Raw genomic sequence first — 23,172 nt, 5'->3', positions numbered from 1 at the left:
AGAAATTATTTCCAGTCGGCCGCTTTCTTCTGCTCACGTAGGTTTTCAAATTTTACGGTCGGGTCTTTATCTTCCGGTGCATTGATAAAATGGGAGAAACGTTTGCGCAGTTCCGGGTTTTCCACCACTTCTTTCCATTCACATTTGTAGCTGTCTACGAGTTGCTGCATTTCTGTTTCCAGTTGTGCGGCGATGCCCAGGCTATCGTTCACTACTACGTTACGGAGATAGTCGATGCCGCCATCCAGCTTGTTAAGCCAGGTAGCGGTGCGGGTGAGCGGATCGGCGGTTTTGATATAGAACATAAGGAAACGGTCGATGTAACGGATGCAGGTATCGCTGTCAAGATCAGCGGCGAGCAAGATAGCATGTTGCGGCTTGGAGCCGCCATTGCCGCATACATACAGGCTCCAGCCTTTTTCGGTGGCGATGATGCCGAAGTCTTTCGACTGTGCTTCTGCGCATTCCCGGATGCATCCAGACACGGCTGATTTGATCTTATGCGGTGCGCGCAGGCCACGGTAGCGTTCTTCGATGCGGATGGCATAGCTGACGCTGTCGTGCAAACCGAAGCGGCACCAGGTAGAACCTACACAACTTTTCACAGTGCGCAGCGCTTTACCATATGCATGGCCGCTTTCAAAGCCGGCAGCGATCAGCTCCTCCCATATTTTGGGGAGATCTACGAGGTGCGCGCCAAAAAGATCGATGCGTTGTCCGCCGGTGATCTTGGTATAGAGATGATACTTTTTCCCGATCTGGCCTATAACGATGAGCTTCTCCGGCGTGATCTCTCCTCCCGGGATGCGCGGCACTACGGAGTAAGTGCCGCCTTTCTGGATATTGGCAAGATAGCGGTCGTTGGAATCCTGTGCGGTGTCATTGCCTTTTTGCAAGATCATATCATTCCACAAACTGGCGAGGATGGAAGCGATCACCGGTTTGCAAATTTCACATCCTTCTCCATGACCGTAGTGATCGAGCACTTCGTCGAAAGAATGGAGGGCCTTGATCTTCACGAGATCGATCATTTCCTGGCGTGAGTAGGCAAAGTGTTCACAGATGACATTGCGGATATACTTGCCTTGCGCTTTCATGGTGGCGTTGATGATATCTTTTACCATGGGCGTGCAGCCACCGCAGCAGGTGCCGGCTTTGGTGCATTTCTTCACTTCTTCGAGTGTTTCGCTGCCATTGGTAACAGCCTGGCAGATGGCGCCTTTGCTCACACTTTCACAACTGCATATCAGGGCTTCATCGGGAAGCGCGTCGAGACCGGCGCCAGTAGCGCCTTCGCGGGCAGGCCCCATGAGCAGGGTGGCAGGATCGGAAGGCAATACCAGTTTATTTTTCGCTGTTTGCAGCAGCATGTTATAATCTTCCGCTTCGCCGATCAATATGCCGCCGAGGAGGCGTTTACCATCCGGCGTGATATCAATACGTTTGTAGATGCCTTTGTGTTTATCTTCAAACATAATGCTGCGGCAGCTTTCAGCGGGAGTGAAAGGATCGCCGAAGCTGGCCACATCTACGCCAATGAGTTTAAGTTTGGTGCTCATATCGAAGCCGGTGAACGCTTTCATTTCACCGGCGATGTGTGCGGCGGCTACTTCAGCCATTTCATAGCCGGGTGCTACGAGGCCATATATCATATTATTATAGAGCGCGCATTCGCCGATAGCATAGATGCAGGGATCGGCGGTCTGCATTTGTTCATTCACGACAATGCCGCCACGGGGGCCGGTTTCGAGGCCGGCGGCTTTGGCGAGTTCATCTCTCGGTTTGATGCCGGCTGATATCACCAGGATATCCGCGGGAAGTATGGTGTCGTCTGTGAATTGCAGGCCGGTGATATATTCCTCGCCCAGGATGGCTTGTGTATTGCGACTGGTGAGCACTTTGAGGCCAAGCTGCTGCAGTTTCTCCTGCAACATGGCGGAGCCTTTATCGTCTATCTGGCGGGGCATGAGGCGGGGCGCAAATTCGATCACGTGCGTATCCACGATGCCGAGATCGAGCAGGGCTTTGGCCGCTTCCAGACCAAGGAGACCGCCGCCAATGACAGCGCCACGGCGGGCGCGGGGCGCAAAGGCTTTCATCATCTCGAGGTCTTCGATGGTGCGGTAGATGAATACACCTTTTTTATCGATGCCGGGTACAGGTGGTACAAAGGCGGCAGAGCCGGTGGCAAATATGAGATAATCGTAGTGGGCGCTGACGCCTTTAAATGAATGTACTGTTTTTGTTGCGCGGTCTATCCGGATCACAGGATCGGCGAGGTGCAGTTGTATATTATTTTGTGCGTACCATTCGGGGGTGGCGAGCAGCAGGTCGTCGGCTGTTTTGCCATCGAACCAGGAGGTGAGGTGTACGCGGTCATATGCCGGCCGGGGCTCTTCACCAAAAACAATGAGTTCCGTTGTTTCCGGGCTTGTTCTCGCGCGTATTTTTTCGCAGCATTTATATCCTACCATGCCATTTCCAATAACTATAATTTTCATATATTATAATTAAATTAATATAATAATATTATCAGTTTTGGAGTATGATTTCAAGGTAGCTGCATGATCTTAATTATAAAATTAAGCGTTTTTGTTTTAATTTCATTGTAGAAAATCGAAAATATATCGTATTATTTATTTTATAATATAAATAAAATGAAGCAGCCTTTCCTCACTTTAGTTGGCGCAGGCCCCGGTGATCCCGAGCTGATCACCCTGAAAGCGATCCATGCGATCCGGCAGGCAGATGTTATATTATATGATGCCTTAGTGAACCCTTCCCTGCTGACATATGCTTCTCCCAAGGCAGTGCTGCGCTTCACGGGCAAGCGCTATGGCTGTCATAGTTTATCGCAACAGGAGATCAATGATCTTATCGTAGAGATGGCGCGCACACACGGCCATGTAGTACGACTGAAAGGCGGGGATCCCTTTATCTTCGGCAGGGCGACAGAAGAATTGACCGTGGCTGCGCAACATCGTATAGGCGTAGCTGTTATACCTGGCATCAGCAGCGCATTGGCGGTACCGGCCTCGCAAATGATACCACTTACCAGCCGCGGCACGGCAGAGAGCTGCTGGATCACCACCGGCACCACCCGCTCCGGTGATATCTCTGCGGATATTGCGCTGGCAGCGCAATCCACCGCCACCGTAGTGATACTAATGGCCATGAGCAAACTGGAAGCGATCATGGACATCTTTTGCGCGCATGGCAAAAGAGATACGCCTGTCAGCATTATACAGGAAGGCACCACGCCACAGGCGAGAACAGTGACGGGCACCGTAGCCGATATTTCCCTGCGGGCGCAGGCAGCAGGCATCGGCAATCCAGCCGTGATCGTTGTAGGAGAAGTAGTGTCGCTACCAGCATTACTGGCGAAATATACATCAACTTATACAGGCATTATTCATGAAGAAAGATAAACAAGGCTGTAATGGCCAAACCTGCCTGCTCTGCAGATTATCGCTGCCCGAATGGGCAGACGCCATCGCCACTCATCGCAAAAATTTTATGCTGCCAAAAGGCGCCACCTTATTCTGGGAAGATGAAACCGTAACGGGTATCTACTTTGTATTTGAAGGGCTGGTAAAAGTGCATAAACACTGGGGCGATAAAGAACTGATCATACGTTTTGCCAGGCCTGGCGATATCGTAGGGCATCGCGGCATCGGGGGCGCCGACCTGCGTTTCCCGGTATCCGCCACTGCGCTGATGCCCAGCAAAGTGTGCTTTGTTGCGCTGGATTTTTTCAACGCCTCCTTGCGCGTGAATCATGACCTCCTCTACCAGCTGATGTTATTCTACGCACAAGAACTGCAAACATCAGAGCGGCAGATGCGCAACCTCGCACATATGCCCGTAAAAGGGCGTACAGCCAATGCTTTGCTACTACTGCAGCAACAGTTTGGCTGCGGTGCAGATGGCAGCATCGATCTTTCTATCAGCAAACAGGATCTCGCCGCTTATATCGGCACTACTTATGAAACCGCCTTCCGTGTATTGAATGAGCTGGCAGCGGAACAACTGATCCTTCTTTCCGGGAAAGAGATCAGGATATTGAATGAGGCCGGGCTTAAAGCATATGCCTCATTTTAATTATCTTCCCGGAATCTACAAATAACGTCCATGAAATCTTTCGCATTAATCATCGCGATCATATTATTGAATGTAAATGCCTCTTGCAAGAAATCAGGCAGCCATGAGGGCAACAACGCTGTTCCGGCATCTGATACCAGTCTGCAGAAAATGATGCCGTTCAAATTCGGCGCATCGGTAAATATAAATTTGTTACAAAACAATCCTGCGTATACCAATGTGGTGATACATGAGTATAGTAGTTTAACCGCGGAGAATGTGATGAAATTCAAAGCCCTGCATCCTGCTGAAAACAGCTACACGTGGGCGGATGCCGATTACCTGGTAAATTTTGCGCAAGTCAACGGAGCAAAACGTATCCACGGGCATACGCTTATCTGGCACTCAGCGCTGCCAGACTGGATAGCCAATTATACCGGCGATTCTGCTACGCTCGAAAATATTATGAAGACGCATATACAAACGGTAGTGTCACACTTCAAGGGTAAAGTAAGCTCCTGGGATGTGGTGAATGAGGCATTCATGGATGATGGCACATTGCGCAAATCCATCTGGCAGCAAAAATTGGGAGATGATTATATCGCCCGTGCCTTTCAGTATGCACATGAGGCCGATCCCGATGCACTGCTGTTCTACAACGACTATGGCCAGGAATACAGTCCTGTAAAGCGCAGGGCCATTGTCAATATGGTGGCTGATTTCAGGCAAAGAGGCATTCGCATTGACGGGCTTGGCTTGCAGTTTCATATCACCCTTACACAGTCTGACGCTGCTATCAACGACGCCATCAGTGCTGCGGCCGCCACCGGGTTAAAAGTACATCTTTCAGAACTGGATATAAGGCTCAATAATGCGAAGGTGGCCGGTCTCGCCTTTACATCCGAGATGGCGCAGCAACAAGCTACAAAGTATAACACAGTGGTTAAAACGTATCATACCGTGGTACCTGTTGCGCAACAATTCGGCATTACCACCTGGAATGTAGGAGATGCTGATTCATGGATCCCGTCGTTCCTGGGCGGCTTCCCGGACTGGCCTTTACCTTTTGACAAGTACTATCACCGAAAGCTTGCTTATTATGCTATTATCAGCGCAGTGAAATAACGGACCTAAAAAAACCCGCGGCCAGCGCGGGTTTCTTCTCGACTTGTTATTGCTCCTGCCAATAGAATCGTTCCCAAACTCCTATTGCCTCCCTATTGGCTACCAAAGGATTTGCCCCTGCATTGTCTGCGCACACATAACTATTGTTAACAAATGATTGCAAGCTGATGGTACCGTCGCCGTTGTTGATCCAGCGGAAGCGCTCCCAGAGCCCTATCGCATTGCGATTGGCGATCAGGGGCGATGCGCCGGCGCTTTCGGCACATACGTAGCTGCTATTCACCACGGCCTGTAATGAGATCAGGCCATTGCCCGCATCGATTACTACATATTTTTCCCATAGGCCTACGGCATCGCGGTTAGCGATCAAAGGCGAGGTGCCGGTATTATCAGCACATACGAACTTGCCATTGGCCACCGCTTTCAGGGAGATGGTTTTACCGATGGGCGCCGCATCACCGGGATAGGTGCCAGGATAAGTGGTCACCAAAGCGATACGGTCGTAGAAAGTAAAAGGGCGGTCGGTATTGCTGGAACAGGCCAGCATCCAGGATCCGGGGGAAGGATCGGTAGGCGTGCCGAGGATAGGATTGGCGCCTACGCCTGCATCGCCTTCATTGCCGCCGGCGCCGCAGCTGAAGGCCCTGTTCATATAATCTGTATGGCGGAAGCCAATCGCATGGCCTATTTCATGCGCAATCACGGTAGCGGCATCGGCGCGTTGCGCACCGCCATTATAGTAATAAGTATTGAGACGGATCGGGCTGGCCGGGTTGCCGCCACTGGGAAACCCTGCGCTATAGCCCAGTACATTGCTTACTTCATAAAAGGAGATGATGCTGATATCGGCACCAGCAGCAGTGCCGTTGCGTTGGAAAGAGAGACCCAGGTGCTGTGCATTGTATCGCGCCAGCGCCACATCAAAAGCATTTTGAAGATAGGTATCGAAACCTCCATCCATAAATACTTTGATCACCCTGTTAGTGCCTGCAACGAGATTATTGGTGCGGTAATGTTCTACTTTGGGTTTCTTGTTGTCTTTAGCGGCAGCTAAATCATCAATCTGTTTTTCGGTGAGGAAGATGTCGTATTCCACCAGGTAACCATCTTTATAAGGGCGTACGCCTTCGCTGGTGTCGAAGCCGGCGGCTTTCAGTTTGGCGATAATGTCCTTGCCGGCTTTGGCGGGTTCTTCGCTACTTTTTGAACAAGAGAACAGCAATGCCAATAGCAGCAAAGGCAGGTAACGAAATAGAATTTTCATGCTACAAGGTTTTGGTTTTGGGTTATCAATTGAGGTAATGCAAAAAAAGGGTCGTGTGTAACAATTAAATTGGTTCCAAAGGGCTTTCAACGAAACCGGGTCTTCTATGATCGATATCAAGTTACGCAAAAACAATCATTGCAACTATACCCAAGCTTGGGTATTTTAATGACTGCGCTGGTTTAGCAGCAGGGAATTGATCTTTTACGTATAACCATCTCCGTTATACACGTATCTCTCCGGCGTTTTACGCGGGTATCTTTATAAAACGTCAAACCCGCGGCGGGCGCGGGTTTGATCGTCAGTTAATATCTTTTCCTTCCTGGAGGGTCTTTACCATTCTCTCGAGCCGGTTTCTGTTGGGCAGGTCGGGCGCTTGTGCACGGGCTTTCTGAGCATAGCCCAGCGCTTTCTTGTAATCGCCGAGCGCCGAGTATCCGCGGGCCATACCGGCGTTGGTAAGAAATTCATCGGGGTGTTTGTCGTAGTCCATTTTAAAGATATCGAAGGCTTCTTTTCCTTTTTTGAGATGTGCAAGGTTCCTGGCGTAGAAATACAGTTCGTTCACATCGCCGAAGGGCAGCGCTTTTTTCATGACGGCCATCGCTTCATCTCCCCTGCCAAGACTATCGAGGATAGCGGCTTTGGTGCTCCATGCCTGGAAGCTCTGCGTGCCGCCGGTGCTCACGCTGGTGGCGGTATCCGCCCACAACAGGGCTTCCTGCAGGTTGGTATTGTGCTCTGCGCAGAAACTGGCGGCGGTGTTCCAGGTTTGCCAGATGAAGCCGCCGCTGCCACGCAGCTCTTTGCGGAAAGAGGCGATCTGCGTGTTCACCACGTCTACCTCTATCTTGAAGGGAAGGACCAGCTTCTCCCATTCCAGCGCCACCACAGCGCTGTTGGGCGTTTGATCGGTAAACTCGTATTTGAGCCATTCCACGCTTTTATCGGCGACAACAGGTTTTACATTTATGCGCAGCGCATCTTCTTTGGGATCGTAGTAGAAGCTGCCCCAGGAGCTGGTATTTTTGGAGAAGATGAGCGTACTTTCATCGGGGCCATAGGCCACAAAGAAGCCGTAGGCGCCGGCGGGCAGCGGCTGTCCGTCGATCTTCACATCGGTAGAAAAAGTGATGATCGTGTTTTCGTTGGCGCCAGCCCGCCAGGGAGCTGCCTTGGAGGTACCGAAGCCAAGATCAGCGAAACCTTTATGGACCACTTCTCCCCAGATATGCCCTTCCCTGTTCTTGACGCCGGGGCGACTATAATTGATGGTCACTTGTGTAATACCAATGCCTTCACTAACGGAGGCGCGTTTATTACCGCCGCTGGGCAAGGTGTTGAACTGGGCATGGGTGGCTGTGGTCATTAACAGGATTGCACAGGCAATGACAGTTTTTTTCATTACGCGTTTTTTTGGTGAGGAATAAAAAGCGCTACCTATATTTCGCCCCTACGGGGCGATATGTTGGTAGCCTGCGTATCTTCTACCAATATCCCGCCCCGCAGGGGCGAAATATCGATAGAAGGTAACATTATTCACGCATACAAGTCCGTCACATATTGCCTTTTTTTGACCGTTCATCAAAATGAAGGGTATCAGGGGAACTTGTGGATATGCTGCCTCAGCATACCATACATCTGTGCAATTACTTGCGGGCGGCCTTCCTTAAAGGTATTGCGGCATTGATTAAATTCTTCGTCTTTGCTTACCAGTTTACTGATCGCTGATGGTTCCAGGCCCTCATTGCGGTATTGCTCAAAGATCTCTTCACTGCGCCGTCTTGCGATCATGATGGCGAAGGCGGTTTCCGGCAGGTTAAGTGCCTTGCCGATCTGTTCTACGATGATATTGGTAAAGAAATATACGGCATAGTCGAAGCCTTCCCAGTCGGTGTAATCGAGCCAGTCGCGCACACTGAGCAGGCAATAGAAAACAGGATCGAGGTGTTGGAGGGTATCCAGCGCCAGCCAATGGTCTCTTGGTAGTTGCAGGTGTTTTTCCAGGTGATCGAGCACCAGTCCGATCGCATCTTCCTGGTCTTCTGTCTTCCTTAATATCCGTTCGGTCATTGTAAACTGTGATTCTTCAATAGCAGCGAAAGCCTGCACCACATCATAGTTGCAGGCGGCCAGATAGCTGCGGGCGGCATCTGCCGTAATGCCGGCTTTTTTCATCACTACCCGGACCATCTCCTCTTCAAATAACGAGCGTGCACGGCTAACATCTCCACCACTGCGGTGCAGCAATGCCAGCCCGTGCTTCATCCCTACCGGTACCTGCTGGCGCAGGAGTTTCAGTTCTTCTCTATATTCCATGTTGTGGAAGATAAGGAAAAAGATTGTGCCAGACTTCCGGTATATTTGTAACCGTCGCAAACAGGAAACAGGAAATTACGTAAGTCATCAACTTTCAATTAACTGTTATGGAGAAAAATTTCGACATCGTAGTGATCGGCTCGGGCCCGGGCGGCTACGTAGCGGCCATCAGGGCGGCACAGCTGGGCTATAAAACGGCTATCGTAGAGAAGTATAACGTACTGGGCGGCACCTGCACCAACGTAGGCTGTATCCCATCCAAGGCCATGCTCGACAGCAGCGAGAACTACCATCTCTTCCTTCACAAAGCGCCCAAACAGGGCATCCTGGCCGATAATATCCGTGTGGACTTTGCACAGCTCACCGCACGTAACCGGCAGGTAGTGAAGCAAAACAATGAAGGCCTCAACTACCTGATGAAAAAAAACAAGATCGAAGTGTTCTATGGTACCGGCGCCTTCCTCAGCAATACACAGATCACCGTGCGCAGCGACAAAGAAGAACAGACCCTTACCAGCAAATACTTCATCATCGCCACCGGCTCCAAACCCGCTACCCTGCCGGGTATTACGATCGACAAACAACGCATCATCACCTCTACCGAGGCGCTGTCGCTCAAAGAGCAACCTAAAACGATGGTGATCATTGGCGGTGGCGTAATTGGTGTGGAGATGGCATCTGTGTATCACCGTATTGGCACCAAAGTAACGATACTCGAATATGCCGATAGCCTCCTCCCCACGATGGATAAAGAGCTTGGCAAGGAACTGCAAAAGATACTCACGAAATCAGGTATCGATATCCTCACCGGCAGCAAAGTTTCCGGCGCCAAAAATAATGGCAACAATGTCACCGTCACTTATACCGATGCCGCTGACAAGCCACAGGAGCTCACTACCGACTACTGTCTTGTTGCGGTGGGTCGCCGGCCTTATACCACCGGCCTCGGCATCGAAAAAACAAAAGTGCAGCTCGACGATAAAGGCCGCGTAGTGGTAGACCAACAGTTACGGACAAACGAACCGAATATCTACGCCCTCGGCGACGTGATCCGCGGCGCCATGCTGGCCCACAAAGCCGAAGATGAAGGCGTGGCCATCATCGACACGATCCACGGCAAACCGCATCATATCGAATATATCCGCATCCCCAACGTTGTATACACCTGGCCCGAAGTGGCCGGCGTAGGCTATACCGAAGAGCAACTCAAAGAAGCAGGCACGCCTTACAACAAAGGCAAGTTCCCCTTCATGGCCAGCGCCCGCGCCCGCGCCTCCGATGACCTCGACGGATTCGTGAAAGTACTGGCTGATCCTAAATACGGCGAAATACTTGGTGTGCATATCATCGGCGCCCGCGCCGCAGATATCATCGCGGAAGCTGTGATCGCCATGGAGTTCGAGCTGACGGATGCAGAGTTAGGCAAGATCTCCTATGCCCATCCTACCTTCTCGGAAACGCTGAAAGATGCATTCCTGATCACTTCGGGAAGAGGAGCAATCAACATCTGACAAGGATTTACGGATTTATGGATTTAAGAATTTACGGATTTACGGATGTGAGAATTTATCGTTGACAAATTCTCACATCCGTAAATCCGTAAATCCGTAAATTCTTAAATCCGTAAATTCCTAAATCCTGGTTCTGACAAGTTCCGCTCGTTTCTTCCAGCCACTGACAACAGGATCCTCCCATGACTGGCCAAGGCTTTGCGCCAGCTGACGACTGATGCTGGCCGCTTTGCGGTTTTGCCGGATCCAGTCTTTCTGCTGCTGTTGTTCGTGGGATTGCAAGGCATGGATCGCTTCATCGATGATGTCAAGCTCTTTGATGTAATCTTTCTGTTTGCGGTAGATGATCATGAGGCGGTTGTAAGCCGCCACGGTAAGGGGATCGATGCGCAAAGCGCGTCGGTAAAGCGTTACAGCCGCTTTCAGGTTACCGTCGGCTTCCGCCTGATGCGCTTCTTCCAACAGGTTTTTGTTAGATGCCTTGCGTGCCATGATGTAATTTCTTTATTCAGCATCTTTCCAGCGGGTAGCATCGGAAAGACCAGAGAAATAATGTCGTGGATGACTGCCGGAGAAAGCAGTGAAATCATGGATGAAATGCGACTGATCATAATAGCCGCTTTCCAGGGCAATATCTGTGAGTGATTTGTTTTTGTTGCCATACTGATTCATGGCCGCATGAAAACGAACAATACGTGAAAACAGCTTTGGACTCATTCCTGCAAAGCGACTGAATTGCCGCTCAAACGTACGTTCCGACAAATAATAACCATCTGCCAGTCCACCGATCTTTATCAATCCATTCTGCTCAATAATATCCCGTATCGCCTGGAACACGGGCCGCTCCTCTTTGTAATGCTTTGCCAGCCGCTGTTCCATGAAAGTGGTGATAACCGCTATCCGTTGTTGTGTGTTGACGGCCTGCCACATTTTATCTTCCAATGCCGCCGCAGCCGGGCCAAGTAATTGCAGTAAATCCGGTTGCTGGTTGGTGAGTTCAGATGCAGCATAGTTAAACAGCAAGGGAATCGCCTGTGGATAAAGATATACGCCAAAGATACCGAAACCTTCCTGTATGTGGAATATCCGCCGGTGCGTGCATTGCGCCTGCAAGCCAGCGATAAAGGAAGGCGCCACATGACCATTGTGCAGCCATTCGTCAAACTGCCCCTTGTAATGAAAAACCAGCTCGGGGCACACATCCGCCATGGCATGATGTGTATAAGGTTCATCGCTTTCCAGCACCCAGAAAAATCGTACTACTTCCCGGAGCTTGTCTGGAGGCGGTATGGTGTAATATTTCATGGGAACATAAAGATACGCTATCTCCTGCTTGAAAAAATTCAGCCAGCGGGTTGGACAATTCATTTTTATCTCTATATTTGCAGCCCCATCCAGGAAGGATCAGTAGTTCAGTTGGTTAGAATGCCGCCCTGTCACGGCGGAGGTCGCGGGTTCGAGTCCCGTCTGGTCCGCAGAAAACGATAAAACCCGCGCTAGTCGCGGGTTTTATATTTTAAGTCGAGCGTTTAGTCTAGCTCAAAAAACAGGTTATACTTATTAAGACATAAAAAAGCTGGATGAAGCCATCCAGCCCCGACTTTGAAAAACAGGCTTTCAACTTTTCTCCTCCTGTTTTCATTTACTGCGCAACTGGCCAGCTATCAGTACGGAAAGGGCCAACAGGTAAACCTTCAGAAGAAAAAACATTACCGATAGCAGCATTGGAGAAACTGTATCTCACCGATTCCGGCTTCTCTACTTTTTTACTCCAAACGATCAGTGCATCTTTCTCCACCTTTGCGGATGCTTCATAGAAAATATGGTCTGCTCCTGCTATGTACAGGGCCACCGGTGCTTTGCCATTGATCCGGAGAGAAGTGGGAACATTGGCAAAACGAAGTACTGCCTCGTTTTTGCGGATGCTCATTTCTTTGAATACCGGGCTTTTCCAGGTAAACCCGGTTTTGCCATAGTTCTCCCCCAGGGCCCAGGCGGCCAGCCTGTTACCAACTGATCTCTTATCCTGTGGGTGAATATCTTTCACATTTTCTGTAACGTCAGATACTACCACCATACCGGTTCCGGGCAGGGCGCTGCTGCGCGCCTGTGCCTCCCGAAGGAGTGCAGCCTGATACTCCTTTTCGTAGGTAAATGGTGCTATCTGAACATAGTAAAAGGGCAGCGGCTTATGCCACGCCTCACGCCATGCCTGTATCATGCCGGTGAACAATGGCATGTAAGTATCGGCGGTGTTCACATTGGCTTCTCCCTGGTACCAGATAACTCCCTTTATGTTAAAATTGGTAAGAGGAGCTATCATTGCATTGTAAGCATAACCTGGTTTATGTGGCCACCATGCGGCCGGGGCCAGCTTGGCAGCAGCTGCAGAAAGTTGCTGTTGATCAGCTACAAGATGCTCCGGCGCCCATACTTCTGCTGGTGTTCCTCCCCAGCTGGCATTGATCAGCCCAACAGGTACTCCCAACGATTGCTGAAGTCGCGCCCCAAAAAAGTATCCCACTGCACTGAAAGGCTTCAGGCTATTGCTGTCGCATACTTCCCAGCTTCCCGGACAATCGTCCTGGGGATATGGCGCAGTAGTTTTGGGTATGTTAAAGAACCTGATGTTATTGTTACTGCAAACAGGCAACTCGGCGGCTATCTGCCGGATACCGTTATAGTAACTGTATTCCATGTTGGATTGCCCTGAACATAACCATACTTCGCCGATCAGGATATTTTTCAGTACAATCTCATTGGATCCTTTCAGTCTTATTTCATAAGGTCCTCCTGCTGCCGGTGTATGTACTTTCAAAGCCCACTTCGCATCTCCGCTGGTGGTGACAGTCGCTGTTTTATTATCCCAGCCGGTAAATACTGTAATCTTTTCTGAGGGGCTTGCCCATCCCCAGATGGTTATGCTATCGTTTTGCTGTAGCACCATGTTACTGCCAACGAGTGCAGGCAGCCTGATGGCGGCATGAAGTACGGCAGGCAACAGCAACACAATGCCGTAAAGAAGGAGTTTTTTCATAATCGCGCTTAATACCTTTGGGGGTTAAATATAATACCCATACCTGATAATTGAAAATGACTCCCGACGATAAGCGCTGAGGCCAGCGCAACCTGATTACCGGGCAAAATCCTTTCAGTTCTAAAGAAATGGCAGCAGTACTTGCCCGGCAACTTGTGGCGACTCACTGATAACTCCCTTCCATCCAGGTTTGCAGCTCTCCTATCCTTCTGATAAAACTGGCAAAATTATCCATGGCCGACGGTCTCGATGTAGCAATGACCTCAAAAATTCCGGTACCTGATCTAAATGTATATTCTGAGTAAGCGCATATAGGGAATCTGCGATTGTCGTGGAAACGCCTGTCCGGGCCGCCGTTTTTATTTACATATTGCCAGGTGTACTCAAGCACCCGGGCATCCGGTGGCAGCATTTCTGATTCCACAAAGGCGCTGGCAGTACCTGTTATCTGCAAGTTTTTATAGAACACAGCTGCAAAAGTATTTCCACGTTTTATCAGTAAGCGTTCAGGTAAAAAATATAATTCCATGTTATGAAGCGATATCCATGGGATGGTTACATTAGTAACGAAATGAGGCAGCGGCATTTTGTTCCCGGATAAACCTTTTACTCTCACCCTTTTTATCACCTTACTGGCTCCTGCATTTCGCTTGAAGTCCGTTGTACTTTGCGCATTCAGGTATTGCCAGATTCTTGAACATCGGGTAAAGGCAACGAAATGTGCATTGAAATGCTCATATACATGTTTGTATTTATCGTCCATATCGTAGTGGAGTTCCATTGCAAATCTTTTCCTATCCAGCTTTTTTAGCCAATAAACAAGCGGTATCACGCAAAGAAAATACAGCACTATTTCATATCCCAGGTATTCGTTCACCAGGTACAACTCTTGTTCTTTTACCTCATCAGTATGCAGATGCACCGCCTCTGCCAGTTCGCGTTTGATATAGCCTACGGTGTCAGATAATCTTATTTTAAACCATTGCGGGTTGGAGGCATCCAGCAATGGATAGGTTTCATCATAGCCCGCCATTTGCAGCACCTTTGATTTCACATTAGGTTCCTTCCTGACATTTATATCATTTAATGCAGTGATCTTCAGAAAAGTGGTATCTGTGGCGGCTTGTACTATTCTTTCCCGCTGACCAAAAGAGATAAATAATGCCCATGCCAGCATCAGCAATAGTGGCCATGTCACTCCTTTCACATAAGAGATTTGAGCGCACTTCTGATTAATTTCTGCAATAAACGCCTGGGAATCCGTATCTGTCAGCTCTTCCACAGCCGCAGACGTGATATTGTTATGTATGTTATCAGGCGGAATTTCGTATATGGGAGACCGTGATCCAGCAGCAGGAATCTTCTGCCGGTAGCTGATGCCATGTGCATTCAGGCTGACGTAAGTTCCCCGGGGGCCCGTATTGATTCGTGCGCCTTTCACTCCCATTGAATAACTAGTGCCCTTTTTTGAAAAATTTATTCTGAATGGCCCGGCACTAACAGATTTGCGATACAACCAACCCATAAAAACAGTTTTAATTTTATATTTTGGGAATAACAAAATGGATTCAGTAAAATGGCGAAAGGAAAGAGTAATACTACGGTTCAAAATTAGCGGATGAAAAATGTCGGTCCTTACGGGAAACCGTAGTCAGTATTTTTTTATAACAGAAATAAAAATGCCATTGCTGATGCAATGGCAAATCATTCAAAGCGTTATTAACCGTATTACAAGATGCCGATCTCTTTACAGGCAATAATCAATTGTTCGTTCTTGGAACAATTCAATTCTTCTCTCATTTTATTCAGCCGCTTTTCCACACTGCTTAAGCTGGAAGGACGGATATTATCTTTCTGTAAGTGCGCAGGGATATCTTTTTGAGCAACGCCCTCTGCGAGAAGCGTTATGATGGCAAGATCGCATGGCGTAAAATCATAGGCGTTTTTCTGCCTGATCATTTGCCGGAGCGATCGTGGAAAATAAGACTGGTTTTTAGACACCGCCTCTATTGCTTTCAAAAGATCTTTGGCGTCATTTCTGGCTTTAAGCACATAACCATCAACATGATGCTTTTCAATAACTGATGCATCACACTTTACAGAGAACACAATGATCTTTAAGTCCGGCTGCACTTTCCTCACTGCTGCTATCAGAGACGAACCATCGGTAATCTGTTGTGCGGAACCATCATCATCAAAACAGAGATCAGTTATCAGCAGATCATAAGACCGGCCACGCTGTAATGCCACCTGCACTTTTTTCAGTGCGTCGTCACAATAATAAGCATGATCTATTTCAACAATCCCCAGTCCTTCCAGGGTTCGTTGTAAAGAGACATTTACAATTTCATGGTCTTCGGCAACTAATACTTTACTTATCATATTGGAAAAGAAATCAGAATTTTAGCTCCTTTTACTACGTCTGTAACAAATTTAACATTGCCGCCAATGCCGGAAATACGGGAAACCGTATTCTTCAATCCGTTCCCTGGTCTAAATTCGGGCGAAAATCCAATGCCGTCGTCGGTGTAGCATATTTTGATCTCATGAATATTTTTTTCAAACTTGATAAATACCTTATTGGCAGCACTATGTTTTTTCATATTCACCATTAATTCCTGTAAGATGTATTTCACTTCTGTTTGGGCAGCCTTACTTGTGTTTTCCCATAATGCTTCATTATTACCAACCGTCAATACGGCTGTTGTCTCTGTTTTAAAGACACCCAGTAGTTTGGCAATTTCATCATGGTATGCTTCGTTATTGTTTTCTGATTGCTCATATGAAATATTACGGGACTTTTCGTATAGGTCTTCAAGTTTATCCAACAGGGTTTCTTCGTTCATGATACCGTTGTGCTCTATTGCTGTGATGATGTAATATAAACCGTTGGCCACTACATCATGTACTTTTTTAGAGTCTTTCAATGCTTGTTCACGAATAATGCTTTGCTTACGTTTCCGATACCAGATCGCCGCAATGAAAACACCCAAAACCACTAGCAATATGCCGCCATAGATCATCATTCGTTGTTGGATGATTTGCAGTTTCCTGTAAGCATTCTCTTTTTGCAACTGCAGGTTTTCCATTCTATTTTTCTGGGCATCATACCGGATCAGCGCGAACTGATTTTTAGCATTATTACGGGCAGTTTGCAAGCTGTCATTTAAAAATTGATAGCGCTCAAAATATTGCCGCATGTCCTGGGGCAAAGCGAGCAGCAACAATTTTTGCAGTGCTTCCAGCTCATCATCAGGGCTATTAAGTTGCCGGGCGATAGCATACATCTTATCGGCATATGTCAATGCCGAGTCCGGGCGGGTGCGGGAGTAATAATCGGACAGATGGGAATAACTGGCATTTTGCCCCCAAAGATCTTTTTCATTTATCCTGATTTGCAGTGCCGTCCATAATTCCGGCGCGGCCTTGTAACTGGAATCCTGCAACCATTTTGTTCGCGCCCAGTTGGACAGCGCCCTGGCATATGCAAGTTTATCTCCTTTATGCTTATTGATAATATCGTCATAAATAGCGATGGCACTGGCGAAGTCGCGCTTCTTCTGATAAGCAACTGCCTTATTGTTTAGAAAGATCAGTTTAAAACCATCATTTGAAGTAAAGTTCAAAGCCAGATCGTCGTAATGAATGGCTGCATCATAATTTTTCAAGTTCAGACTGGTCGTTCCCAACTCGTTATAATCAGATGCGAGGCAGGCGGAATCCCTTGGGTTCTTTTCATCTAAGTGCCGCAGGGACATTAACAAACTTTCCTGGCTGCCGAAGTAGTCGCCCTCGTCGGACTGAATAACTGCCATACGATTATAAGCCATGGCAATTTGCAGGCTATCGCGGGAATCCGATACCACTTTATAAAAATAATAGAATGCAGAGTCCTTATGTGTGTATAAAAAAGCGTCCCCTTTCGCAAAATCGGGGTCTTGGGGAAAAGGAACAACAACATGTTTCTTGTTACAGGCCAGAAGACAGGCAGCTAATGCGAGTAAGAATAGTAACGTTCTCAAGTTGATAATTTGCAGGGTAAAGAAGATATATGGACTATTATGAGGTAAAAACGCGAACCTGAACAAATATAATTTTTTTATCACAACGTCATGCTGCACGGCTAATAAAAAGGTAAGGCAAGGAAATCCTTGCCTTACCTTGAAATTTACCTAATGAACCGGGGGAGGCGGAGGAGGCGGAGGGTATGGAGGCACATGTCCTGTTTCACCGCCTGTATCCATAGTGGTTATCTGTGAACCTTGATGACTGTTAGATGTTTTATTATGGTCCGGACATACCAATGCCCAGAACATTGCTATAAAGAATGTAAGCATTTTGTTTTTTTTAGAAGTGATGAGTTAGGACGGCCAGCCAATGCTGCGCCGCAAGAGGAGTAAGAAGCGCTTCTTACATTTTTTGGGAAGGAGGTTGAGTATTGATTGCAGAAGCTGGTAAACACTTCCCAGGCTGACTACCAGCCTCCGCTTTCGTTACTCAGGGTGAAATCACTTCTGTACAGTAAACCCGCTAGCTAATGCAGGGTCAATTGATTTCAAGGCAAAGATATGCAGGCGTAAACCGGTGATTAGCAAACGATTCCGGGAATTCCGATAATTCCCTGCGAATTCCTGAAATGCCCGACCGATTCCAAAAATTCAGTTGCTTTAAACCTTATACTTTTAAAATGTTTATTGATTATCAGACGCTAGTCCTGCGTGATTACGAAAAAAAGAAGGCGGAAAACTTGCTTTCGCATCGCCTGGTACACCCCACCGCAGCAAATATCAGGGAAGAATGTATTGCCGTTTGCACCGAACGTTACCTGTCAAAGGATGAGCATTTGCTCAGGGAGTTTTTGGGAAAACGGGACAGTCCGGGCGCCTATATTCAGGCATTTAAAAAACAAACCGACAAGTTTAAGCCCCTGGTGAATTTCCTGAAAAAGCAGATTACAAATACTGACACGAAGAATGTTGAACTGCTGGCATGGTTGATCGATTTTGAGCCGAGACCCTATCAACTGGGGACAAAATATAATGTGGGAGAGATAACAGTGCAGAAGGATACCGGGAATTCCCAAAATTCCGACATGCAGGAGGTCGAGGAAATCAGGGAAAAGGAAGATGAGGAAGAGCAGGCAGATACTCCGGTGGATGATCCAGTCACCTTCTTACAACCCATCCCTCCCCAAAAGAAGAAGCCATCATCTATATTGAAAATCGCGCTTTGGATCATATCTCCGCCTTTAACCGTATTGATAGGCGCATACTGGTTATCACCTGGTAAGTATCCGCGAGGCAAAGGAGATTGCATGTATTGGGCTTATGATCATTACGAACAGGTTTCCTGTGATCAAAAACCCGGCGACGCTCCGGTTATTGCGTTGGACACCTTTAAACTGAATCATTTCAGAAAAATAACGAGACCCGATACCATCACCGGATATTCTATAGGAAGCGTATGGTATGTAAAAGTAGACAGGGTAGACAGAGCGATAGAGTTTTACACAGCTGATGGTTATCATCCCATACAGCAGGAAAAGCAGTTGAAACCTCTGACTGAGTATATTATTATCAAGTACATACGTCCCACGCAAAATAAAACAGCCGGACAAAATGTCCAGCTGCTGACTTACTTATCACTGGCACTTCATTTTATTTTCAGGCCTGGGTGATTTGTACGTTTGTAATGATTTTTTTTATTTGATTATTCTCCTGGCGAATATGAACCGCTTCCCTTTCTTACGATATTCCCTTATTGAAGTTATCAGCCATTTCGAATAGTAAGAGAAGTCGGTATCATTGTATTTAGAAAAAAGTTCAAATACTTCACCGCCCCAGTCTACCACTGCATAAGAGTAAAATCCATCGGCAGTTTTCCCGGTTCCCCAGAGAAGGCTATCCCTGGTTTGATGAAATGGAAATCCCATGCCATCTGCTACATACTGTTTATATTTTTCATCATTCCAGATGTAGTGATCATAGGATCTCCAGTAGAGATGCGTTTGAAAAACTTCTTTCCCATTGCTGTATCTATCATCTTCTCCCATTGGATTATCTCCTTTTATTAATTTAAAACCGACAGGGAAGGACGCCTGACCTGAAGCAGTGATTGTACAGAGCAAGAAGAAAAAACTAAAGAGATATTTCATTCGCTGGAGGTGTTGCTTATGCAAGATATTATCTCTGATCGGATTAACAAAAAGACACGATGCCTGTAACGCTATAAAAGCGCAATACATGGATGAAATGTATTGCGCTTTTATATTGGAAACAGTATCATTTCAACAGAAAATCCAGCACTGTTTTTTCGAAGGTCGCTTTATCCTCAACATTCGACAGGTGAACTACCGGCAGCATCACCAATTTTGAATGAGGGATGGTTTGGGCAATCAGCTTGCTATGTTCGGGAGGGGTGGCTCTGTCATTTGTTCCTCCGATGATAAGGGTAGGCGTGGTAATGAGCGATATGGTCTTGCGCAAATCTGCATCACGAACAGCCGCAAATGTGCCAGCGAGGCCGCGTGGCGGGGTAACGAGCACCATCGCACGGAATCTGGCCACTTCGGCCGGATCAAAATTATCCGGGAACCAGTTGTGAATAAACATCGCGGCATAGGGCTCCAGGCTGCCGCCGTTGCGCAGCTTTTGTATCTGTTCATTAAAATATTTTTCAGGCCCCATGTAAGAAGAAGTATTGGACAATACCAACTTATTAACACGCGATGGCGCATGAATGCCCAGCCATTGCCCGATCCAGCCACCGAACGACAAGCCCGGAAAATGTATCCGGTCTATATGGAGTGAATCCAGCAGATCAACAAGATCCATTGACGCCCGGTCCACGGAATAGTCTCCTTCGGGCGCGTCTGAAAGGCCGCTGCCGCGGGTATCAAATCTCAACACACGGAAGTATTTGGTAAATGCAGGTATCTGGCCATCCCACATACTCATATCTGTGGCCATGGAATTGGCCAGTACCAATACGGGCTTGTCGGCGGCGCCATCGAGCCGGTAGGCGATCCTGACCCCGTCGCCGGTTTTGAAATATCGTAATTCATCTACGCCCTGGCCAAATCCTTTGTATACAAAGATCATCGTAAAAATCAACAGGGCTGCGTATTTACTAGTGTGAAGCATAAATTGTTTTGTTTTATACAAAGCTAGTAAGAAGCGCTTGCCCCGGCCATTCAAAAACAAAGGTTTCTTCTGTAATTTTTCAGGTTTAAATAAATTTCCATACCGATTGTATGAGAATCACCTGAATTGATCAGCACCCGGTGAACGCTTACTATATGGATCAAGGCAGGATACTCCCTGTTTCAAGGCAGTATAGAGTATGGAATAGCCCCCGCCTTCCGGGAGCTCCTCATTTTTTACTATCTTGACCATGAATAAAAATCCATTTAACCATGATAAAAAAGATGCTACTGCTTGCCTTCGCCTCCATGCCGGCTTACCTTGGCACGCAGGCACAGCAAGCTTCCAGGATGAATACTTTCATCAGCAACCTGATGAGCAAGATGACATTGGATGAAAAGATAGGACAGCTCAACCTGCCAAGCGCCGGGGAATTTACCACCGGCGCCGCTACCAACTCCGATATCGGCAAGAATATTAAAGAAGGAAAAGTAGGTGGCCTCTTCAACATTAAAGGGGTCGACAAGATCAGGGCCATTCAGAAAGTGGCCGTGGAAGAGAGCCGCATGAAGATACCCATGCTGTTTGGTATGGATGTGATACACGGCTACGAAACCACTTTCCCCATTCCGCTGGGCCTCTCCTGCTCCTGGGACATGAAAGCAATTGAGCAGTCGGCACGTATTGCGGCGATCGAAGCCAGCGCCGATGGCATCTGCTGGACTTTCAGCCCTATGGTAGATATCGCCCGCGACCCGCGCTGGGGCAGGGTTTCAGAAGGCAATGGCGAAGACCCTTACCTGGGTTCGCAAATTGCGAAAGCGATGGTAAAAGGTTACCAGGGCGATTATTCGTCCAACACCAATATCATGGCATGTGTCAAACATTTCGCGCTCTATGGCGCCGCCGAAGCAGGCAGGGATTACAATACCGCCGATATGAGCCACTGGCGCATGTACAACGAATACTTCCCTCCTTACAAAGCGGCTGTTGAGGCAGGCGCAGGCAGCGTGATGGCCTCTTTCAATGTGGTTGATGGCATCCCCGCTACCGGCAACCGCTGGCTGCTCACAGACGTATTGCGCCAGCAATGGGGCTTTAAAGGCTTTGTGGTAACTGATTACACCGGTATCAATGAAATGATCGATCACGGTATGGGCGACCTGCAAACCGTTTCGGCTCTCGCCCTGAAAGCCGGCGTAGCCATGGATATGGTGGGAGAAGGATTCCTGAAAACATTGAAAAAATCGCTATCAGAGAAAAAAGTAACGCTCGCCGAAATCGATGCTGCCTGCAGAAGCGTGCTGGAAGCAAAATATAAATTAGGCCTCTTCACCGATCCCTATAAATACTGCAACGCGCAACGTGCTAAAACAGACATCTTCACGGCGGAACACCGTAACGCTGCCCGACAGATCGCTGCGGAAAGTTTTGTGCTGCTGAAAAATAACCATATCCTGCCGCTGAAAAAATCAGGCAAAATTGCGCTGATAGGCCCACTCGCAGATGCCGCCAATAACATGGCCGGCACCTGGAGCGTAGCCACGGTACAAGACCGCTCTATCCCCTTACTGGCGGGCCTCAAAGCAGTGCTGGGCAATAAAGCCACCATCACTTATGCCAAAGGCTGCAACCTCAGCGACGATGCCACACTCGAAGAACGCGCCACCATGTTTGGCAAAACATTGAACCGGGATAAAAGATCTGCGGAAGAGATGAAAAATGAAGCGCTGAAGATCGCCGGCGAAGCGGATGTAGTGATCGCCGCCATGGGCGAATCCGCCGAGATGAGCGGCGAAAGCGCCAGCAGAACCAATCTGAATATCCCGCAGGCGCAACAAGACCTCCTCCGTGAATTGTTAAAAACCGGCAAACCCGTGGTACTCGTGCTGTTCACAGGCCGCCCGCTTACGCTCGACTGGGAAGAGAAAAATGTACCCGCCATCCTGAACGTCTGGTTCGGTGGCTCCGAAGCCGGAACCGCCATCGCAGATGTGCTCTTCGGCGATGTAAACCCTTCTGGAAAATTAACCATGACCTTCCCTCAGAACGTAGGCCAGATACCACTTTACTACGCTCACCTGAATACCGGCCGCCCACTTGCTGAAGGGAAATGGTTCCAGAAGTTCCGCTCCAACTATCTCGATGTCTCCAATGATCCTGTTTATCCTTTCGGATTTGGGTTAAGTTATTCCAACTTTAGTTATGGAGATATAAAACTGAGCGCCGCTGCTTTAAAAGGCAATCAAACATTGCAAGCCAGCATAACGCTCGCCAACACCAGCCAATACGACGGCGCAGAAGTGGTACAGCTCTACATCCGCGACCTGGCGGGCTCCGTAAGCCGCCCGGTAAAAGAGCTGAAAGGATTTCAGAAAATACAGCTGAAGGCAGGAACATCCAAAACCATCACCTTCAATATCACACCAGAAGATCTAAAATTCTATAACAACAACCTGAAATACGATTGGGAACCCGGCGATTTCGATATCATGATCGGCGGTAACTCCCGCGATGTAAAAACAGCAAGGGTAACCTGGACCAGGTAGGATTTTCGGATTTGTGGATTTACGGATTTACGGATTTAATTGAAGCGGAGATGAACAACCTCATCTCCGCTTCAATTAAATCCGTAAATCCATAAATCCACAAATCCGAAAATTCTTTGTAACTTACTGTTCAGATACACACCCC

18 protein-coding genes and 1 tRNA gene are annotated in these 23,172 nt (G+C 48.0%); 7 read left to right on the top strand and 12 right to left on the bottom strand.

The genetic code is table 11. The features are described 5' to 3' along the window. Nucleotides 1-5 precede the first annotated feature (5 nt). Entirely contained in the window at nucleotides 6-2,501 is a 2,496-nt protein-coding gene (gene nirB / locus FPG75_RS03455) for a nitrite reductase large subunit NirB (protein ID WP_143305155.1), read from the bottom strand. Nucleotides 2,502-2,657: 156 nt separating this feature from the next. Between nirB and cobA the strand changes: the two genes are divergently transcribed. Genes cobA through FPG75_RS03440 form a run of 3 tightly spaced genes read left to right on the top strand, consistent with a single transcriptional unit; the run spans nucleotide 2,658 to nucleotide 5,205 of the window. Then, the gene (gene cobA / locus FPG75_RS03450; protein WP_143305154.1) at nucleotides 2,658-3,428 is read left to right on the top strand and encodes a uroporphyrinogen-III C-methyltransferase; all 771 of its coding nucleotides are present in this window, start codon (nucleotides 2,658-2,660) and stop codon (nucleotides 3,426-3,428) included. Next, nucleotides 3,415-4,101, top strand: a complete 687-nt coding sequence (locus FPG75_RS03445; RefSeq protein WP_143305153.1) for a Crp/Fnr family transcriptional regulator — start codon at nucleotides 3,415-3,417, stop codon at nucleotides 4,099-4,101. Before cobA ends, FPG75_RS03445 begins: the two co-directional genes overlap by 14 nt. 30 nt (nucleotides 4,102-4,131) lie before the next feature. After that, nucleotides 4,132-5,205, top strand: a complete 1,074-nt coding sequence (locus FPG75_RS03440; protein ID WP_143305152.1) for an endo-1,4-beta-xylanase — start codon at nucleotides 4,132-4,134, stop codon at nucleotides 5,203-5,205. A 46-nt stretch (nucleotides 5,206-5,251) separates the two neighbouring features. On the opposite strand, the gene FPG75_RS03435 is transcribed toward FPG75_RS03440, so the two are convergent. From FPG75_RS03435 to FPG75_RS03425, 3 genes are all read right to left on the bottom strand, one after another. After that, nucleotides 5,252-6,469, bottom strand: coding sequence for a M57 family metalloprotease (locus tag FPG75_RS03435; protein WP_143305151.1), 1,218 nt, complete (start codon nucleotides 6,467-6,469; stop codon nucleotides 5,252-5,254). A gap of 301 nt (nucleotides 6,470-6,770) precedes the next feature. Beyond that, complete coding sequence (locus FPG75_RS03430; RefSeq protein WP_143305150.1) at nucleotides 6,771-7,874, bottom strand: DUF2911 domain-containing protein; 1,104 nt, start codon at nucleotides 7,872-7,874, stop codon at nucleotides 6,771-6,773. Nucleotides 7,875-8,068: 194 nt separating this feature from the next. Next, nucleotides 8,069-8,788 carry a hypothetical protein gene (locus FPG75_RS03425; protein WP_143305149.1) on the bottom strand — a complete coding sequence of 240 codons (720 nt, stop codon included), beginning with the start codon at nucleotides 8,786-8,788 and terminating at the stop codon, nucleotides 8,069-8,071. Between the two features lie 107 nt (nucleotides 8,789-8,895). On the opposite strand from FPG75_RS03425, the gene lpdA reads away from it, so the two are divergent. Continuing rightward, nucleotides 8,896-10,299 (top strand): dihydrolipoyl dehydrogenase, encoded by a 1,404-nt coding sequence (gene lpdA / locus FPG75_RS03420; RefSeq protein ID WP_143305148.1) that lies wholly within the window; start codon nucleotides 8,896-8,898, stop codon nucleotides 10,297-10,299. A gap of 120 nt (nucleotides 10,300-10,419) precedes the next feature. Here the strand turns inward: lpdA and FPG75_RS03415 are convergent, their stop codons facing one another. Continuing rightward, nucleotides 10,420-10,791, bottom strand: a complete 372-nt coding sequence (locus tag FPG75_RS03415) for a hypothetical protein (protein ID WP_143305147.1) — start codon at nucleotides 10,789-10,791, stop codon at nucleotides 10,420-10,422. A gap of 12 nt (nucleotides 10,792-10,803) precedes the next feature. After that, nucleotides 10,804-11,604, bottom strand: a complete 801-nt coding sequence (locus FPG75_RS03410) for a helix-turn-helix domain-containing protein (protein WP_143305146.1) — start codon at nucleotides 11,602-11,604, stop codon at nucleotides 10,804-10,806. A gap of 96 nt (nucleotides 11,605-11,700) precedes the next feature. Between FPG75_RS03410 and FPG75_RS03405 the strand changes: the two genes are divergently transcribed. Next, nucleotides 11,701-11,774 (top strand) — tRNA-Asp (locus tag FPG75_RS03405). A 167-nt stretch (nucleotides 11,775-11,941) separates the two neighbouring features. Here FPG75_RS03405 and FPG75_RS03400 read toward each other — a convergent pair. The 4 genes from FPG75_RS03400 to FPG75_RS03385 form a co-directional block, all read right to left on the bottom strand. Then, entirely contained in the window at nucleotides 11,942-13,336 is a 1,395-nt protein-coding gene (locus FPG75_RS03400; RefSeq protein ID WP_143305145.1) for a sialate O-acetylesterase, read from the bottom strand. 163 nt (nucleotides 13,337-13,499) lie between these two features. Beyond that, nucleotides 13,500-14,945 carry a DUF4236 domain-containing protein gene (locus FPG75_RS03395; protein ID WP_143305144.1) on the bottom strand — a complete coding sequence of 482 codons (1,446 nt, stop codon included), beginning with the start codon at nucleotides 14,943-14,945 and terminating at the stop codon, nucleotides 13,500-13,502. Between the two features lie 119 nt (nucleotides 14,946-15,064). Next, entirely contained in the window at nucleotides 15,065-15,718 is a 654-nt protein-coding gene (locus tag FPG75_RS03390) for a DNA-binding response regulator (RefSeq protein ID WP_143305143.1), read from the bottom strand. Further along, nucleotides 15,715-17,358, bottom strand: a complete 1,644-nt coding sequence (locus FPG75_RS03385; protein WP_236652715.1) for a tetratricopeptide repeat-containing sensor histidine kinase — start codon at nucleotides 17,356-17,358, stop codon at nucleotides 15,715-15,717. Before FPG75_RS03385 ends, FPG75_RS03390 begins: the two co-directional genes overlap by 4 nt. A 614-nt stretch (nucleotides 17,359-17,972) precedes the next feature. Between FPG75_RS03385 and FPG75_RS03380 the strand changes: the two genes are divergently transcribed. After that, nucleotides 17,973-19,013 (top strand): hypothetical protein, encoded by a 1,041-nt coding sequence (locus FPG75_RS03380; RefSeq protein WP_236654189.1) that lies wholly within the window; start codon nucleotides 17,973-17,975, stop codon nucleotides 19,011-19,013. Between the two features lie 24 nt (nucleotides 19,014-19,037). Here FPG75_RS03380 and FPG75_RS03375 read toward each other — a convergent pair whose 3' ends face one another. Then, complete coding sequence (locus FPG75_RS03375; protein ID WP_143305141.1) at nucleotides 19,038-19,490, bottom strand: hypothetical protein; 453 nt, start codon at nucleotides 19,488-19,490, stop codon at nucleotides 19,038-19,040. A gap of 127 nt (nucleotides 19,491-19,617) precedes the next feature. After that, on the bottom strand, nucleotides 19,618-20,478 hold the full coding sequence (locus tag FPG75_RS03370; protein ID WP_201747875.1) for an alpha/beta fold hydrolase: 861 nt from the start codon (nucleotides 20,476-20,478) through the stop codon (nucleotides 19,618-19,620). A 272-nt stretch (nucleotides 20,479-20,750) separates the two neighbouring features. On the opposite strand from FPG75_RS03370, the gene bglX reads away from it, so the two are divergent. After that, complete coding sequence (bglX, locus tag FPG75_RS03365) at nucleotides 20,751-23,027, top strand: beta-glucosidase BglX (RefSeq protein WP_143305140.1); 2,277 nt, start codon at nucleotides 20,751-20,753, stop codon at nucleotides 23,025-23,027. Nucleotides 23,028-23,172: the final 145 nt, after the last annotated feature.

Origin of the sequence: Chitinophaga vietnamensis, assembly GCF_902167635.1 — a bacterium.
Classification (GTDB): domain Bacteria; phylum Bacteroidota; class Bacteroidia; order Chitinophagales; family Chitinophagaceae; genus Chitinophaga; species Chitinophaga vietnamensis.
The sequence above is the reverse complement of the archived record's forward strand: the minus strand, read 5'-3'. Positions and strand labels throughout refer to the sequence as shown.

What these genes read in the sequence shown, in the direction of transcription:
- nirB (WP_143305155.1), bottom strand. Translation starts at nt 2,501, where the DNA reads ATGAAAATTATAGTTATTGGAAATGGCATGGTAGGATATAAATGCTGC.
- cobA (WP_143305154.1), top strand. Translation starts at nt 2,658, where the DNA reads ATGAAGCAGCCTTTCCTCACTTTAGTTGGCGCAGGCCCCGGTGATCCC.
- FPG75_RS03445 (WP_143305153.1), top strand. Translation starts at nt 3,415, where the DNA reads ATGAAGAAAGATAAACAAGGCTGTAATGGCCAAACCTGCCTGCTCTGC.
- FPG75_RS03440 (WP_143305152.1), top strand. Translation starts at nt 4,132, where the DNA reads ATGAAATCTTTCGCATTAATCATCGCGATCATATTATTGAATGTAAAT.
- FPG75_RS03435 (WP_143305151.1), bottom strand. Translation starts at nt 6,469, where the DNA reads ATGAAAATTCTATTTCGTTACCTGCCTTTGCTGCTATTGGCATTGCTG.
- FPG75_RS03430 (WP_143305150.1), bottom strand. Translation starts at nt 7,874, where the DNA reads ATGAAAAAAACTGTCATTGCCTGTGCAATCCTGTTAATGACCACAGCC.
- FPG75_RS03425 (WP_143305149.1), bottom strand. Translation starts at nt 8,788, where the DNA reads ATGGAATATAGAGAAGAACTGAAACTCCTGCGCCAGCAGGTACCGGTA.
- lpdA (WP_143305148.1), top strand. Translation starts at nt 8,896, where the DNA reads ATGGAGAAAAATTTCGACATCGTAGTGATCGGCTCGGGCCCGGGCGGC.
- FPG75_RS03415 (WP_143305147.1), bottom strand. Translation starts at nt 10,791, where the DNA reads ATGGCACGCAAGGCATCTAACAAAAACCTGTTGGAAGAAGCGCATCAG.
- FPG75_RS03410 (WP_143305146.1), bottom strand. Translation starts at nt 11,604, where the DNA reads ATGAAATATTACACCATACCGCCTCCAGACAAGCTCCGGGAAGTAGTA.
- FPG75_RS03400 (WP_143305145.1), bottom strand. Translation starts at nt 13,336, where the DNA reads ATGAAAAAACTCCTTCTTTACGGCATTGTGTTGCTGTTGCCTGCCGTA.
- FPG75_RS03390 (WP_143305143.1), bottom strand. Translation starts at nt 15,718, where the DNA reads ATGATAAGTAAAGTATTAGTTGCCGAAGACCATGAAATTGTAAATGTC.
- FPG75_RS03380 (WP_236654189.1), top strand. Translation starts at nt 17,973, where the DNA reads ATGCCCGACCGATTCCAAAAATTCAGTTGCTTTAAACCTTATACTTTT.
- FPG75_RS03375 (WP_143305141.1), bottom strand. Translation starts at nt 19,490, where the DNA reads ATGAAATATCTCTTTAGTTTTTTCTTCTTGCTCTGTACAATCACTGCT.
- FPG75_RS03370 (WP_201747875.1), bottom strand. Translation starts at nt 20,478, where the DNA reads ATGCTTCACACTAGTAAATACGCAGCCCTGTTGATTTTTACGATGATC.
- bglX (WP_143305140.1), top strand. Translation starts at nt 20,751, where the DNA reads ATGATAAAAAAGATGCTACTGCTTGCCTTCGCCTCCATGCCGGCTTAC.